Raw genomic sequence first — 14774 nt, forward strand, 5'->3', positions numbered from 1 at the left:
AGCATGCCGTCCTACCTGTCGCCCGGCGTATACGTCGAGGAGGTGGCCAGCGGCTCGCGTCCCATCGAGGGAGTGGGCACGTCGGTCGCGGCCTTCGTCGGGCTCGCGCCGACCGGTCCGCTGAACGAGCCGACGCTGGTGACCAACTGGACTCAGTACGTCGCGGCCTTCGGTGCGTTCACCGACGGCTACTACCTCGCGCACTCCGTCTACGGCTTCTTCAACAACGGCGGTTCGGCGGCCTATGTCGTACGGGTCGGCGGCTCCGCCGACGGTGCGTCCGAGGGCTCCCCGGCCGCGCTGACCGGCTCCGCCGCCCCGGCCGCGCTGCCGCCGGCCGAGCCGAAGCAGCTCGGCACCTTCTCGGTGACCGCCATCGCGGGCGGTTCGCTGAGCGTCGAGGTCGCCGACCCGGAGGGCGAAGGCCCCGCCGAGCGGTTCAAGCTGATCGTGAAGGACGGCGACAAGTCCGTCGAGACCTTCGACGTGACCGCCAAGAAGGGCGGCCGCAACTACGTCGTCACGCAGGTGAAGGAGCGCTCCAAGCTCATCACCGTGCAGGAGGCCGCGCCCGCCGCGCAGCTCGCCCGGCCCGACAACCAGACCGTGGCGCTCGCGTCCCCGGCCCCTGTGGCCGCCGCCCCGGCCGCCCCGGCCGCCGGTGACGACTCCCACCCCGGTCCCGCCGAGTATCTGGGCGACTCCGCCGACCGCACCGGCTTCGGCGGCCTCGAGGCGGTGGACGAGATCTCGATGGTCGCCGTCCCCGACCTGATGGCCGCCTACCAGCGCGGCGCGATCGACCTGGAGGCCGTCAAGGCGGTCCAGCTCGGTCTCATCGCGCACTGTGAGCTGATGGGCGACCGGGTCGCGGTGATCGACCCGCCGCCGGGCCTCAACGCCCGTCAGATCCGGGTCTGGCGCCAGGAGACCGCGGGTTACGACTCCAAGTACGCGGCCCTGTACTACCCCTGGATCAAGGTCTTCGACCCGGCGTCGGGCCAGTCGAGGGTGATCCCGCCGAGCGGTCACGTGGCCGGTATCTGGGCCCGCAACGACTTCGAGCGCGGCGTGCACAAGGCGCCCGCCAACGAGGTCGTACGCGGTGCGGTGGACCTGGAGATCCAGATCACCCGCGGTGAGCAGGACCTGCTCAACCCCATCGGCGTCAACTGCATCCGCGCCTTCCCGGGCCGCGGCATCCGCGTCTGGGGCGCCCGCACCATGTCCTCGGACCCGGCCTGGCGCTACCTGAACGTGCGCCGGTACTTCAACTACCTGGAGGAGTCGATCCTCCTCGGCACCCAGTGGGTGGTGTTCGAGCCGAACGACCACGCGCTGTGGGCCCGGATCCGGCGCAACGTCTCGGCGTTCCTCGTCAACGAGTGGCGCAGCGGCGCCCTCTTCGGCCAGCGGCCGGAGGAGGCGTACTACGTCAAGTGTGACGAGGAGACCAACCCGCCGGAGTCGGTCGACGTGGGCCGCGTCATCTGCGAGATCGGTGTCTCGCCGGTCAAGCCGGCCGAGTTCGTGATCTTCCGGCTGGCCCAGTTCTCCAGCGGGGGCGGCGAGTTGGAGGAGTAGGCGGCCCCGCCTGCGCCCCCGGCCTCACGCGATCGTCAAAAGCCTTAGAAGGACAGCGAACAGATGACTCTCACCCAGGGTGACTCCCTCACATCACATAATTTCGGCCTCCAGATCGACGGCGTGATGGTCGAGTACCTCACGTCGGTCGACGGCCTCAACATGGAACAGGACGTCATCAAGAGCCCGCAGAACTCCGCACAGGGCAGGCCTGAGATCACCCTCATGCCGGGCGTGCAGAAGGACGGGCAGGTCACCGTGGTGCGCGGCATGACGATGTCGCCGGCGTTCACGACGTGGATCAACGACTCGATCGGCGGCCGGATGAGCACGGCCCGCAAGAACGCCTCCATCATCATGATGGACTACGAGTACAACCCGGTGAAGCGCTACAACATGCGCCGGGCCTGGTGCAGCAAGATCTCCGCCAGCACCCTGAAGGCCGGCGAGGCCTCCGCGCTCACCGAGACCGTGACGATCGTCTTCGAAGAACTGGTCATCGAGTAATGCGGCGTACGGCTGCCAGGGCGGGCGCGGGCTCGATCGTGGACGCACCGGCGCCGGAGGCGGTGGCGGGGCCGGAACAGACCTCTGCTCCGGCCCCGGCCCCCGCGCCCGCGCCCGCCCCGGCGGCACAACCGCTGCGGACCGAGTTCGCCTTCGAACTGCCCCGCGGCTATGTCGACGACGCGGGAACGGTCCACCGGGACGGCGTGATGCGCCTGGCCACGGCCCGGGACGAACTGATCCCGCTGCGGGACGTCCGGGTCCAGGAGAACCCCGCCTACCTGTCGGTGGTCCTGCTGGGCCGGGTCATCACCCGCCTCGGCACGCTCCCGATGGTGCACGACGGGGTGGTGGAGAACATGTTCGCCTCCGACCTCGCGTTCCTCCAGGACTTCTACCGCCAGGTCAACGCCGAGGGCCACACCCGGGCGGCGGTGGAGTGCCCGCACTGCTCGGAGCCGTTCGAGGTGGAACTCGGCGGGAGCCGCCTGGGGGAATCGTGACGTACGCGACCGACCGGCTGCATGAGGAGATCGCGTACGTCGCCTACCACTTCCACTGGAGCCTGGAGGAGATCCTGGACCTCGAACACGAGGATCGCCGCCGCTTCACCGAGCAGATCGCGTCCCTGGTGACGCGGGCCGGGTCGGAGGGCTGACCGATGGCGTTCCTGGACCGGCTGCGAAGGCGCACGAACGAGACGGGTTCGAGTTCGAGGGACTTGACGGGCTTGACGGGTTCGACGGGCTCGACGGGCGGAAACGGCGCGACGCGTGACGGCGGTGGGGTGGCGGCCGCCGCCGCTCCGTCCGTCGGCGTGCCGGTTTCCGCCGCGACCGCCGACGGCTCCGCGAGCGGTGGCGCGGTGGTGGCCGCGTCCTGGTCGGGGCTGCCGCCGATCCAGCGGGCCATGACGGAGGGGCGGGCCACGGTCGCGGACGCCCGGTTCAGCGGGCGGCTGCCGACGTGGCAGAACCCGTCGTTCCTGGGCACGTCCTCCCACACGGTGCTGGACGGGCGGTCCAGCGCGGTGCTCGGCGACGCGGCACGCGCGGCCTCGGGCCGACCGGCGCCGGGCCTCGAACGCCCCGCGGGCACCATGCCGTTGGCCGGCCCCGAGCCGACCGTGCAACGGGCTCCGGCGGTGCCCCTGCGAGCACTCCCCCAGAGCGGACCTCCGACACCGGGGCGGGCTCCGTCCCCGGAGGCCGGCCCGCGCACGCCGAGCGGATCCCCGACGCCGACGGCGACGGCGACGGCGACGCCGCTTGTCGGACGGAGCGCGTCGGAGGTGGGTGCCGGTGCGGGTGCGCGGAGCGCGCCGGCTCGGCCGAGGACGAGTACGCCGTCGGCTGCGTCGCCCTCCCCGGCCCGGGTGAGCGGTCCGAGCGGGCGTGCGCCCTCGGTGCAGCGGGCGAGCGCGGCCGGTCCGGCCGGTCCGGCGGCTCCGTCTTCTCCGTCGTCTCCGGGACTCCCGGGTGTTGTCCCGCCGTCGCCCTCGCCCTCGTCGCCCTCGCCCTCGTCGCCCTCGCCCTCGCCCTCGCCGTCGCCGTCGCCGTCGCCGTCGCCGTCGAACGGTCCGGTGTCCGCACCGACGCCGGTCGCTTCGACCGGACCGGCCACGGCCGCGGTGTCGCCGACCGTACGCCCCGCCTCCGGTCTCCGGGTCACCCCCGTGGCCGCGCAGCAGCCGTCCCGGCCCGGGCCGAGGTCCCTGACGACCGCACGCTCCGGAACGCCCGCGGTGCAGCGCCGGACACTGCCGGTGACACGCCGGGTCTCCGCCCCGACCGGCGTGACGACATCCGGGGCGAGCGGGACGCCGGACGGGGCCGGTACGGCGAACACGCCGTCGGCGTCGTCAACCGAGGCGGGTGGAGCGGAGGTTCACCTCGCCGCGCCCGTTCCCGGAACGGGGACCGGCGACATCGGCGGCCCGGTCCAGCGGGCCGCGGCCTTGCCCGGCGCCGACACGGCGACCGGTGCCATCCCCGACGACACCACGCGGCGCTCCTCCGGCACGGGTGGTGCGGCTGATGGCGGCGCCCCGGTGCAGCGGGCCGCGGTCGGGCCCGCCGTCGAGGGGAGCACAGCCGCCGGAGCCGGCGGTGCGGTGACGCCCTCCGGTACGACAGGCGCGCCGAACCGGCCCGCTCCCGCCGGCGGGGCGAGCGGCTCCTCACCGACCTCCGCGACCCCGCGCACGACGACCACCGGTACGGGCGGTTCGCAGCCCGTGGTCCAGCGACGATCGACGTCGGGAGCGGGCCCCGGGTCCGGCTCGGCCTCCGGGTCCGGCTCGGCCTCCGGGTCCGGCTCGGGCACCGGGTCCCCCTCGGGCACCGGGTCCGGCTCGGGCACCGGGTCCGGCTCGGCCTCCGGGGCCGCGTCCGCGTCCGCGTCGGGTCGGTCGCGGGCTTCGTCGGCCGACGGCGGGGCGAACGCTCAGTCGGCGGCTCCGGCAGTTCCTACGTCCGCTGCCACCCCGCACGAGTCGACAATCGGGTCCGGTGGAGCGACGCCCGCCGTCCAACGCCGATCGGTCTCCGGCCCGGCAGCCCGTACGACCCCTGCGGCCCCGCGCACAAACAGCCCCGGTTCCGGTGGAGCGACGCCCGCCGTCCAACGCCGATCGGTCTCCGGCCCGGCAGCCCCTGAGACCCCTGCCGCCCCGCACGAGACGACCACCGGGTCCGGGGAAGCGATGCCCGCCGTCCAACGGCAACCCGCCCCCGGCTCCCGTCCCGGCCCGGCAACCTCCACAACCCCTGCCGCCCCCCGCACGACCACCACCGGTACCGGCGAAGCCAACCCCAGCGTCCAACGCCAACCGGCCTCCGGCTCCCACCCCGGCCCGGGAGCGCCCACGGCCCCGGTCACCCCGCGCCCGACAACCACGGGTACCGGCGGTTCGCTACCCAGCGTCCAGCGCCGGCCCGCCTCCGGTTCTGGCCCCAACTCCGGGCAACCGCAGACTTCGTCGGCCGACCGCAGGGTGAACGCCCCCTCGGCAGTCCCGCCGGTTCCCACGCCCGCTGCCGCCTCGCACGAGACAGTGACCGGGTCCGGTGGAGCGACGCCCGCCGTCCAGCGCCGAACGGTGTCCGACACCGATCGGCCGCAGTCCGCGTCGCCCGACAGCAGCCGTACCTCACCGTCCGCGACCGCGCCGGACCGCGCCCAGGGCCGCCCGTCGGCTACCGAACGCCCCTCGACGGTGCCCGTCGAGCAGGCCCGTACGACACCCGGCTCCACCTCCGCGCCCGCCCCGGCGCCCCCCGCCGGTACCCGTCCCGCATCCGGTGCCGTACAGCGGGCGGCGGTCTCTCCGAGCCCTTCGGCGACCCCGCCCACGTCCCCCACGTCTGCCTCCGCCCCCGGCGCCGGATCGTCCCTCTCTCGTCCGGCGGCGGCAACGCCCGTACAGCGTGATGCCGTTGAGCCCAGCAGCCCGACAGGCACCGCACCCCGGCCCCCTGTGGCCGTCCCCTCTCCCTCCGGCTCCGCTTCTGCGGCCACCGCGTCGACACCCGCACCGACCCCCGGCTCGTACGGCGTGACACCCCCGGCACCCCCTGTCCAGCGCAGCGTCTCCCGCCGCGCGCCCCGACTGGGTCTCGGCGCCCCGATCGCCTCGCAACCTGTCACCCCCGCGAGTCCGCCGCCCCGGCCGACGCCGGTCAACTCCGCGCCGACCACAGCAGGTTCGCCTTCCACGCCGAACCCACCTCAGCCCGCGCAGTCGCCCGCCACTCCACCCGTCGTCCAGCGCGCCCCGGCCTCCGCCCCCGCCGTGCCCGCCCGTCGCCGCTCCCCCCTGGGCGCGCCCATCAGCACCGCGCCCGCCGACGCCACCCCCTTCCCGCCGGCACCGTCCGGCCGCACGACACCTCCTCCCGCGACACCGCTGCGGCCGACGGCACCCCTCTCGGCCGGCGCCCCCACGCTGCCCAGCTCCCCGGCCCCGCAGCCGCAGCCGCAGCCGCAGCCGTCCATAACGCCCGCCTCCGCACCGGCCGTTCAACGCCGGACGGCCACGCCCGGTCCGGTACCCCTGCACCTGCCGTCACCCCCCACCAGCGCCACCACCACACCCTCCAGCCGCCCTCCCCTCCCCGTAGCTCCGCTCACCCGCCCCTCGTCGTCCCCCGCGTCGGCGCCACTCACGGCTCCCGGCGCCACCACCGCTGCCCCGCCCGTCGTCCAGCGCCTCTGGCATCGGAGCAAGACTCCGGCCAAGACCTCGGCCAAGGCTCCGGCCAGGCCCCCGGTCAGATCCTCCGCCACGGGTGCGCTCGCGGCCGCCGCCGCGGCCACGGTCTCCGGCACGCTGCCTCTCCTGTCCCACGCACCCGCGCGCGACCACCGCGCCGAGGCCCCGCCCGCGTACTCGCCCCCGGGCACCCCGCCCTCGCACTCTCCTCCGCCGCACGCGCCGCCGCCGTACTCGCCGCCGCCGTACTCGCCGCCCGGTCAGACGGCTGTGGCGGCGTCGTCCGGGCCGCCCCCGCCGCAGTACACGGCGGTCCCGGCCGGTGGATTCGACCCGCGTGAGCTCACCGACTTCCAGCTCGACGAACTGGTGCACCGGATCATCGGCCGTATCACCCGGCTGATCCGCACCGAACTGCGCATGGACCGCGAACGGATCGGCAAGCTCCGCGACCCCCGCCACTGACCCGCCCACCGGCGCGGCCCCCGCCGGCCGCCACCGCCCCACCGATCAGGAACGACAGAAAGGCCCACCCGCGATGCCCCGCCAGGACCCGGGCTCCACCATCTGGTTCACCCTCAGCATCGACGGCGAGAGCCTCGGCTACTTCAACGGCTGCGAAGGGCTGTCCTCCCAGGTGGAGATCGAGCACCGCCAGGAGGGCGGCAACAACGGCTTCGTCTGGCAGCTGCCGACCCGTGTCACGTTCTCCACCATCCGGCTGACCCGTCCGCTGACCCCGGACACCACGAAGGTCGCCAAGTGGATCTCGTCCGTGCAGACCGGGATCAAGCGGCCGACCGCGCAGATCTCCGCGCTGCGCGCGGACGGTTCGGAGGTGGCGCGGTGGGGGCTCATCGAGGTGCTGCCGGTCAGCTGGACGGGACCCACTCTGGACCCGGCCAACCCGGCCGTCGCGACGGAGGTCCTCGAGATCGCCCATCACGGGTTCACGGACTGAGAGGGGCCGGGAGACATGGCGAAAGGCAGCAAGGGCGCGGGCAAGAGTCTCGTTCGGGCCTCGCTCGCGATCCACGAGCCCCCCGTCGGCGGCAGCACGACGCCGGGCGGAATCATCAAGACCTTCGGCTTCGACTTCAACCCGGCGCAGCTGTCGCTGACCCGCCGCGCGCAGTGGAAGGCGACCCCCGCGCAGATCGAACGGGACGGCTCGCTCCCGGAGTTCATGGGTTCGGAGCCGCGCGAGATGAGCGTGGAGATCTTCCTCGACTCCTCCGCCAAGCCGACCAGCAACACGGTGCTGAAGAAGGTCGAGTCGCTGCTCGACTGCTGCGAGGTGACGACCAAGAGCATCGCCGCGAAGCAGCCGTCGCCGCCCTGGGTGGTGTTCCAGTGGGGGTCGTTCTCGACGGCCCGCTTCACGGCGTACGTCAGTTCCGTGGAGGCCGCCTACTCGCTCTTCGGCACCACCGGCGTCCCCATCCGCGCCACCTGCCGGCTCCAGCTGCACGAGATCCCGAGCAAGACCAAGGGGCAGAATCCGACCTCGGGAGCACTGACCGCGCAGCGCGTGCACCGGGTCGTGGCGGGTGACTCACTGCAGTCGCTGGCCTGGCGGGAGTACGGCGACGCGTCCGCGTGGCGCTCGATCGCCGACGCCAACGACATCGACAACCCGGGGCAGTTGCGGACCGGCGTGGAACTGGTGCTGCCCGCTGCCGAGGAGGTGCGTACCTGATGGTGAGGTCCGCGTTCTCCAACGTCATCGGTGTGAAGATCGGCGGCGCCGATCTTCCGTCCGAATACGCCCGGGCCCTGGTCGAGAGCTGGGTGGACCAGGGCGCCGGTGTGCCGGCCGCGTTCCGGCTCACCTTCCGGGACCCGTACCGGCTGATCCTCGGCAAACTGCGCGTGACCTTCGGCACGAAGGTCGTCCTCACGCCGATGGCCGACGGGCAGGGCGCCGGTGATCCCCTGCTGACCGGCGAGGTCACCGGCCTCGAGGCCGACTACGACGGCACCGGCACCTTCACCGTCATCCGTGGCTACGACTTCGGGCACCGCCTGCTGCGCCAGCGCCGGGTGGCCGCCTACCGCAACCAGACCGCGTCCGACATCGCCAGGAAGCTGGCCGCGCAGGACGGTGTGCCGGTGGGGCTGATCCAGCCGACGAAGACGGTGTACGAGTTCATCAGCCAGTCCAACGTCACCGACTGGGACTTCCTCGCGCGGCTCGCCGACGAGAACGAGATGGTCATGTCCGTCGACGCGGACGGCAACTTCCAGTTCGTGAAGCCCAAGCCGTCCTCCGGCGCCCCCTCGCCCAAGACCGACGGCGACAAGAGCCCCTTCGTCCTCCAGGCCGGGCACGACATCCTGCGGCTGCGGTCCGCGGTCACGGCGGCCGACCAGGTCGCCAAGGTGGAGTCGCGGGGCTGGGACGTCACGACGAAGAAGAAGATCACCGCGACCTCCCCGGGAACCTCCAACCCGGGGATCAGCATCGGCACCACGCCGGGCGCGGCGGCCGGCAAGTTCAAGGCCGCCAAGCTGGTCGAGACGGGCACGCCCTACGACAAGCAGAAGGAAGTGAAGTTCGCCGCCGACGCGCTCGCCGACGACGTCACCGGCTCGTTCGCCGAGCTGGAGGTCGTCGTCCGCGGAAATCCCAAGCTGCGGCCGGGAGTTCCGGTCGCACTCGCGGACGTGGGGGCGCCCTTCGAGGGCAAGTACACCGTCACCTCCGTACGGCACGCCTTCGGCGACGGCAAGCACTACGAGGCGTGGGTGACGGTCAGCGGCCGGCAGTGGCGTTCGCTGTACGGGCTCACCTCGGGCGGCGCGGACACCTCGCCCCGGCTGCCCAGCGTGGCCAACGCGCTGGTCACCGACGTGAACGACCCGCTCAAGCAGGGGCGGGTCCGGTTGCAGTTCCCGTGGCTCGACGACACCTACGTCAGCGACTGGACGCGGACCGTGCAGATGGGTGGCCTCGGTGGCGGCGGGATCTTCCCGCTGGACGTCAACGACGAGGTGCTGGTCGCGTTCGACCGGGGTGCCCTGGACCATCCGTTCGTGATCGGCGGGCTCTACAACGGCCGGGACAAGCCGACCGTCGTGGGCGACGTGCCGCTGCACGACACCGTCCGCAAGAAGGCCAGCCGGCACACCGTCTCCGACCGGGACGGCAACCGGATGGACCTGCTCAGCCAGAAGACCGGCGGCCGCAAGCAGGGCGTGCGGATGATCTCCGGGGACAAGCAGCTGACGGTGTTCCTGGACCGGACGAAGACCGAGATCGTCGTCGACAGCAAGGGCTCGGTCACCATCAAGGGCAGCCGTTCGGTGTCGGTCGAGGCCGGCACGGACCTCACGCTCAGCGCCCGGCGCAACGTGACCATCAAGAGCGGCGGACTCCTCAACATCCAGGGCCGCGGCATGGTCAACGTCAAGTCCCTCACCGGTGCGGTGATGGTCGACGCGATGGGCGCCCTGAACCTGAAGGCGGTGGGTGCCGCGACGCTCACCGCGGGCGGCGCCGTGCAGGTCAACTCCATTGCCAACGTGGGCATCCGGGCCGTCACCCTCACGCTCCAGGGTGCGGTGCTGGTCAACGCCAAGCCGTATCCGCTGCCGTGAACGGGTTCTCCGGAAGCTTCAGCCATGTCAGACACCTCAGAGGTTCGGGAAGGCGGGTGGCCCACTGATGGCCGAGCAGTTCGTCGGGTCCGGCTGGTCGTTCCCGCTGCGCATCGGGCCGACCGGCGGTATCGCCCTGGTCAGCGGGGAGCGGGAGGTCGAGGAGGCGATCCGGCTGGTCCTGTCGACGGCGCCGGGCGAGCGCCCGATGCGCCCCGACTTCGGCTGCGCGATCCACGACCTGGTGTTCGCGCCGGTCAACGAGCAGACCGCGGGCCGCATCCAGCACGAGGTGTACGTCAGCCTGGACCGCTGGGAGCCGCGCATCGAGGTCGACGACGTCGAGGTCAGCACCGGTGGCGACCAGAGCGTCCTGTTCATCGACGTCCGGTACTCGATCCGCGGCACCAACAACCCGCGCAGCCTCGTCTTCCCGTTCTACGTCATTCCCTCCCACGACGAGCCGGACAGCTCCGGCGCGGGCAACTCCCCCGAAAGTGACCGCTGATGGCCCTGCCCTCCCCGAACCTCGACGACCGCCGCTTCCAGCAGTTCGTCGACGACGCCAAGCGCTACATCCAGCAGCGCGCCCCGGAGTGGACCGACCACAACGTCTCCGACCCCGGTGTCACCCTGGTCGAGACGGTCGCGCACATGGCCGACCAGATCGTGTACCGGCTCAACCGGGTGCCGGAGAAGAACCATCTGGCGTTCCTGGACCTGGTCGGGATCACCCTGTTCCCGCCGTCCGCCGCCCGCACCGACGTGACGTTCTGGCTGTCGGCGCCGCAGGAGGAGACCGTACCGGTGCCGGTCGGCACCGAGGTCGCCACCCTGCGCACCGAGGGCGACGAGGCGGTCGTCTTCGCCACCGAGCGCGAACTGAACGTCGTACCGACCGGGTTGCGCCATCTGCTGGTGCAGGAGCAGGGCGAGCCGGTGGTGGACCGGACGCACGACCTCGCCGAGGAGGACAAGGACCTGCTGTGCTTCGCGGAGTCGCCCTCCCCGGGTGACTGCATGCTGCTCGGTCTGAGCGCCGCCGTACCGCACTGCGCGCTCGCCCTGGACCTGGACAGCCGGGTGGACGGCGTCGGCGTGGACCCGCGGCAGCCGCCGCTGGTGTGGGAGGCGTGGACCGCGGACGGCTGGCAGTCCTGCGAGGTGGACCGGGACGGCACCGGCGGCCTCAACCGGCCCGGCGAGGTCGTGCTGCACGTCCCCGGCGGACACGTCCTGTCCCGCAACGCCGGCCACCAGGCCGGCTGGCTGCGCTGCCGGGTCACGGAACCCCTCCCCGGCCAGCCCTTCTACACCACTTCGCCGACGATCCAGGCCGCCGAGGCCTTCACGATCGGCGGCACGACCGCCGTCGTACACGCCGAGACGGTGTACGACGAGGCGCTCGGCGAGTCCACCGGACTGCCGGGGCAGCGGCTGCGGCTGGCGCACGCGCCCGTGGTCGGCGACACCCCGCCGGTGCTGCTGCAGACCGCCGAGCACGACGGCTGGGCGGACTGGCAGGTCGTCCCGCACTTCTCGGCCTCGGGGCCGGACGACCGGCACATCACGCTCGACGCCACGACCGGCGAGATCGCCTTCGGGCCGGCCGTGCGCGAACCCGACGGATCACTGCGCCAGTACGGGATGGTCGCCCCGAAGGGCTCCCCCGTCCGCGCCCGCCGCTACCGCACCGGCGGCGGCCGCGCGGGCAACGTGGCGCGCGGCGCCGTCCAGATCCTGCGGAGCTCCATCCCGTACGTCTCCGAGGTGGTCAACCGGGAGGCGGCGCGCGGCGGCGTGGCGGGGGAGACCGTGCAGGAGGCGAAGGTCCGGGCACCGATCACACTGCGCGCCCAGGAGCGGGCGGTGACCCTGCGCGACTACGAGGAGCTGGCCCGCCGTGCCGCTCCCGAGACCGCGCGGATCACCTGCCTGGAGGGCGAGGAGGGCGAGTACGGGGCCTACGCGGTACGGGTCCTCGTGGTGCCGCAGGCGGTCCCGGATCCCGGCGGACACCTGCGCTTCGAGCAACTGGTGCCCGGAGACGCCCTGTTGGACCGCATCACCCGTCACCTGGACGAACGCCGTCTGATCGGCACCCGGCTGGCGGTCGGGCCGCCGTACTACCAGGGCGTCACCGTGGTGGCGTCCGTGCACGCCTTCCGGGGCGTCGACACCGACCGGGTGCGCCGGCAGGCCCACGACGCCCTCTACCGGCACCTCGACCCGCTCACCGGCGGTACCGACGGCAAGGGCTGGCCGTTCGGGCGGCCCGTGCAGGCCGGCGAGGTGTTCGCGGTGCTGCAACGCGTACCGGGCGTGGAACTGGTCGACGAGGTCGTCCTGCATCCCGCCGACCCGCTGACCGGCAAACGCGGCGAGGCGACGGACCGCATCGACCTGTCACCGCCGTCGCTGGTGTTCTCCTTCGACCACCGCGTACGAGTCATCGGGGACGGCGCCTGATGAACGTCGACTCCCGCGCCGGGGGCCTCGGATGAGGGGCTCCGTCGACGGCCTCGACTCGTCCGCGCCGATCGGCATGATGCTGCCCGCCGTGTTCGCCGACGACGACCTCGCCATGCGTTTCGTCGCCGGGCTCGACGAGGTGGTCGCGCCGATCCACAACGTGCTCGACTGCCTCGACACGTACTTCCGGCCGTCCCTCGCCCCGCTCGACTTCACCCAGTGGCTGGGCAGTTGGGTCGGCGCCGAGACCGACGGCACCGAACCCGAACCGCTGCTGCGCGCCGCCGTGGCCGCCGCCGCGTATCTGCACCGCATCCGGGGCACCCGGCGCGGCCTGGCCGAGGCGGTCCGGCTCGCGTTCGGCGTGGAACCCGAGATCACCGAGAGCGGGGCGGCCGCCTGGAGCGCCCGCCCGCTCGGCCCGTTCCCCGGCGAGCCACGCCCACGACTGCACGTACACCTGCGGCTGCCCGAGCCGACCCGGGCGGACCACCACCGCCTGGACACCCTCGTGGCCGCCGCGCGCCCAGCCCACATGCCGTACACGGTCCAGGTGACCGCCGGCGAACCCGCCGAAAGGACCCCGGAGAGATGACGACCACCCAGAACTGCGCCGACTGCGGCACCCGCGCGGAACCTGGCCAGTCGTTCTGCGACGCCTGCGGGGCCGTACTGAGCTGGACGGACAGGGCGGCCGCGCGAGCTGCGTCGGGAGGGGCGGGGGCGTCCGGAGCATCGGGGTCGTCCGGGGCGTCCGGGGCGTCCGGAGCTTCGGGGTCCTCTGGGGCTTCCGGTGCTTCCGGGTCGTCCGGTGCTACGACGGCTCCCGGCACGTCCAGCGCGTCCGCTTACGCGGGTTCGGGCGGTTCCTCCGGTTCCGGTGGTTCCGGCGGTTCCGGCGGTTCCGCCGGAGCGCGAGCCGGAGACGGAACGGCGGGCGCCGACGGGAGCGACTCCGCCGGCTCGGCCCCCGCTCCCTCGGCCGCTTCCCCTGCCGACTCCTCGGCCGCTTCCGACAGCCCGGCCCCTCCGGCCGGAGGCGACCCCGGGTGGGACGCCTTCACCCGGACCGACGGCGGTACGGGTCTGGCCCGCACCCAGCGGGAACTGCTGGGCGCCGGGGCGGCCGCGGCGGAACCGGGCACGGCCTCCCCCGCCGCCCCGCCCGCCTCCGGCGCCTCCACGGGCCAGGCCGCGGCCCCGTCCCACCAGGACTCGCCGCGTCCCGCCACGGCCCCGGCCCCCTCCTGGGCCCGCACGCACACCGCCGCGCCCGACGAGAGCGAGAGCGGACCGGCGGCCGTCGCCCACCCCGACGTGCCCCCCGCGGCCACCCCGCCCGCCGCCACCCCGGCCGCCGACGAGACCGCCGCCACCGAACCCCTCCCCACCGCGGCTCCGAGGCCGGGGCAGTCCCCGGCGGACGCCGACGACATGGCCGACCGGGCCCGCCGGCTCCTCGTGCCGCTCGCCGACCCGGAGCCCCGCCCCGCGGCGGCCCCGTCCGTCGCGCCGGTACTGCCGGGCCGCCCGGCCGCCCCACGCCCGCAGGTCGTACGGGCCCCGGGCGAGGAACTCGGCGCGGACGGCGGAACGCCCTGCCCCTGGTGCTCCACCCGCAACCGGCCCGACCGGCACTTCTGCACCCGGTGCGCGATGCCCATGGCGGGGGACGGGCCCACTCCGGGCCGCCTGCCGTGGTGGCGCCGGCTCGGCTTCGGCAACCGGGAGATCCCGTGGGCGGGTGACCGTCCCCGGCTGCGCCGCACCTTCGACCGGATCCTGACCTGGCTGTTCGGCGCGATCGTCCTGACCCTGTTGATCGTGCTGGCGTTCAACATCCCCAAGGGGATCGACGCGACCCGGGACCACTTCGCCAAGCGGGCTCCGGTGCCCCCGGACAGCGTCAGCGCGTCCCGGTCCTACCCGGGCCACAAGCCCGACCTGGTCTTCGACCTGCTCAACAACACCTGGTGGGGCCCGGGCGTGTCCGAGTCCGGCAAGGGCCAGTGGATCGAGGCCCGTTTCGACGAGCCGACCCGGCTCCTCGACCTGATCATCACGCCGGGCGTCTCCACCCACGCCGACCAGAACTCCAAGGCGGCACTTCCGCACCGCATCAAGGCCGTCATCACCAGGGACGACGGGACGACCATGACCCGGAAGATCACCCTCGACCAGGGTGCGGGCGGCCAGCGTCGCTCCTTCCGTGTCGGGGCGGTCACCAAGGTCCGCTTCGTCATCGAGTCCACCTACCGGGCATCCGCGAGCACGCAGGTGTCCATCGCCGAGATCGAGTTCTTCGGCCGGTCGAGCGCCAACTCGAGCTGACCCCCGACACAGGCGGGTGCCGACCCCCGACAGGGGGCCGGCACCTCGGGGGGCTGTCGTACGGCCT

The 14774-nt window shown here is 73.3% G+C and carries 13 protein-coding genes; 12 read left to right on the plus strand and 1 reads right to left on the minus strand.

Annotated elements, in window-relative coordinates; all coding sequences use genetic code 11:
* Positions 1-3: 3 nt before the first annotated feature.
* The 4 genes from OG985_RS15220 to OG985_RS15235 all read left to right on the plus strand — a co-directional run bounded on the left by OG985_RS15220 (position 4) and on the right by OG985_RS15235 (position 2749).
* On the plus strand, positions 4-1584 hold the full coding sequence (locus tag OG985_RS15220) for a phage tail sheath subtilisin-like domain-containing protein (RefSeq protein ID WP_371668867.1): 1581 nt from the start codon (positions 4-6) through the stop codon (positions 1582-1584).
* Between the two features lie 63 nt (positions 1585-1647).
* Entirely contained in the window at positions 1648-2091 is a 444-nt protein-coding gene (locus OG985_RS15225) for a phage tail protein (RefSeq protein WP_371668868.1), read from the plus strand.
* Entirely contained in the window at positions 2091-2594 is a 504-nt protein-coding gene (locus OG985_RS15230) for a hypothetical protein (protein ID WP_371668869.1), read from the plus strand. The genes OG985_RS15225 and OG985_RS15230 overlap by 1 nt, the downstream gene beginning before the upstream one ends.
* Positions 2591-2749, plus strand: a complete 159-nt coding sequence (locus OG985_RS15235; protein WP_371668870.1) for a DUF6760 family protein — start codon at positions 2591-2593, stop codon at positions 2747-2749. The genes OG985_RS15230 and OG985_RS15235 overlap by 4 nt, the downstream gene beginning before the upstream one ends.
* 1229 nt (positions 2750-3978) lie before the next feature.
* Here the strand turns inward: OG985_RS15235 and OG985_RS15240 are convergent.
* The gene (locus OG985_RS15240) at positions 3979-4452 is read right to left on the minus strand and encodes a hypothetical protein (protein WP_371668871.1); all 474 of its coding nucleotides are present in this window, start codon (positions 4450-4452) and stop codon (positions 3979-3981) included.
* Between the two features lie 1432 nt (positions 4453-5884).
* Between OG985_RS15240 and OG985_RS15245 the strand changes: the two genes are divergently transcribed.
* The 8 genes from OG985_RS15245 to OG985_RS15280 all read left to right on the plus strand — a co-directional run bounded on the left by OG985_RS15245 (position 5885) and on the right by OG985_RS15280 (position 14707).
* Positions 5885-6769: a hypothetical protein gene (locus OG985_RS15245; RefSeq protein WP_371668872.1), complete on the plus strand. Its 885-nt coding sequence runs from the start codon at positions 5885-5887 to the stop codon at positions 6767-6769.
* A 73-nt stretch (positions 6770-6842) separates the two neighbouring features.
* Positions 6843-7265: a phage tail protein gene (locus OG985_RS15250; RefSeq protein WP_371668873.1), complete on the plus strand. Its 423-nt coding sequence runs from the start codon at positions 6843-6845 to the stop codon at positions 7263-7265.
* 15 nt (positions 7266-7280) lie between these two features.
* Positions 7281-8003, plus strand: a complete 723-nt coding sequence (locus tag OG985_RS15255) for a peptidase M23 (RefSeq protein ID WP_371668874.1) — start codon at positions 7281-7283, stop codon at positions 8001-8003.
* The gene (locus tag OG985_RS15260; RefSeq protein ID WP_371668875.1) at positions 8003-9904 is read left to right on the plus strand and encodes a VgrG-related protein; all 1902 of its coding nucleotides are present in this window, start codon (positions 8003-8005) and stop codon (positions 9902-9904) included. Before OG985_RS15255 ends, OG985_RS15260 begins: the two co-directional genes overlap by 1 nt.
* A gap of 67 nt (positions 9905-9971) precedes the next feature.
* Entirely contained in the window at positions 9972-10412 is a 441-nt protein-coding gene (locus OG985_RS15265) for a GPW/gp25 family protein (RefSeq protein WP_371668876.1), read from the plus strand.
* Positions 10412-12373, plus strand: coding sequence for a putative baseplate assembly protein (locus tag OG985_RS15270; RefSeq protein ID WP_371668877.1), 1962 nt, complete (start codon positions 10412-10414; stop codon positions 12371-12373). The genes OG985_RS15265 and OG985_RS15270 overlap by 1 nt, the downstream gene beginning before the upstream one ends.
* A gap of 31 nt (positions 12374-12404) precedes the next feature.
* Positions 12405-12971 carry a phage tail protein gene (locus OG985_RS15275; protein ID WP_371668878.1) on the plus strand — a complete coding sequence of 189 codons (567 nt, stop codon included), beginning with the start codon at positions 12405-12407 and terminating at the stop codon, positions 12969-12971.
* Positions 12968-14707, plus strand: coding sequence for a zinc ribbon domain-containing protein (locus tag OG985_RS15280; protein WP_371668879.1), 1740 nt, complete (start codon positions 12968-12970; stop codon positions 14705-14707). Before OG985_RS15275 ends, OG985_RS15280 begins: the two co-directional genes overlap by 4 nt.
* Positions 14708-14774: the final 67 nt, after the last annotated feature.

Source organism: Streptomyces sp. NBC_00289, from assembly GCF_041435115.1.
Taxonomy (GTDB): Bacteria; Actinomycetota; Actinomycetes; order Streptomycetales; family Streptomycetaceae; genus Streptomyces.

Excerpts from the sequence above, each read along its gene's own strand:
- OG985_RS15250 (WP_371668873.1), top strand. The coding sequence starts at position 6,843 with ATGCCCCGCCAGGACCCGGGCTCCACCATCTGGTTCACCCTCAGCATC.
- OG985_RS15275 (WP_371668878.1), top strand. The coding sequence starts at position 12,405 with ATGAGGGGCTCCGTCGACGGCCTCGACTCGTCCGCGCCGATCGGCATG.
- OG985_RS15230 (WP_371668869.1), top strand. The coding sequence starts at position 2,091 with ATGCGGCGTACGGCTGCCAGGGCGGGCGCGGGCTCGATCGTGGACGCA.
- OG985_RS15280 (WP_371668879.1), top strand. The coding sequence starts at position 12,968 with ATGACGACCACCCAGAACTGCGCCGACTGCGGCACCCGCGCGGAACCT.
- OG985_RS15270 (WP_371668877.1), top strand. The coding sequence starts at position 10,412 with ATGGCCCTGCCCTCCCCGAACCTCGACGACCGCCGCTTCCAGCAGTTC.
- OG985_RS15225 (WP_371668868.1), top strand. The coding sequence starts at position 1,648 with ATGACTCTCACCCAGGGTGACTCCCTCACATCACATAATTTCGGCCTC.
- OG985_RS15220 (WP_371668867.1), top strand. The coding sequence starts at position 4 with ATGCCGTCCTACCTGTCGCCCGGCGTATACGTCGAGGAGGTGGCCAGC.
- OG985_RS15260 (WP_371668875.1), top strand. The coding sequence starts at position 8,003 with ATGGTGAGGTCCGCGTTCTCCAACGTCATCGGTGTGAAGATCGGCGGC.
- OG985_RS15265 (WP_371668876.1), top strand. The coding sequence starts at position 9,972 with ATGGCCGAGCAGTTCGTCGGGTCCGGCTGGTCGTTCCCGCTGCGCATC.
- OG985_RS15255 (WP_371668874.1), top strand. The coding sequence starts at position 7,281 with ATGGCGAAAGGCAGCAAGGGCGCGGGCAAGAGTCTCGTTCGGGCCTCG.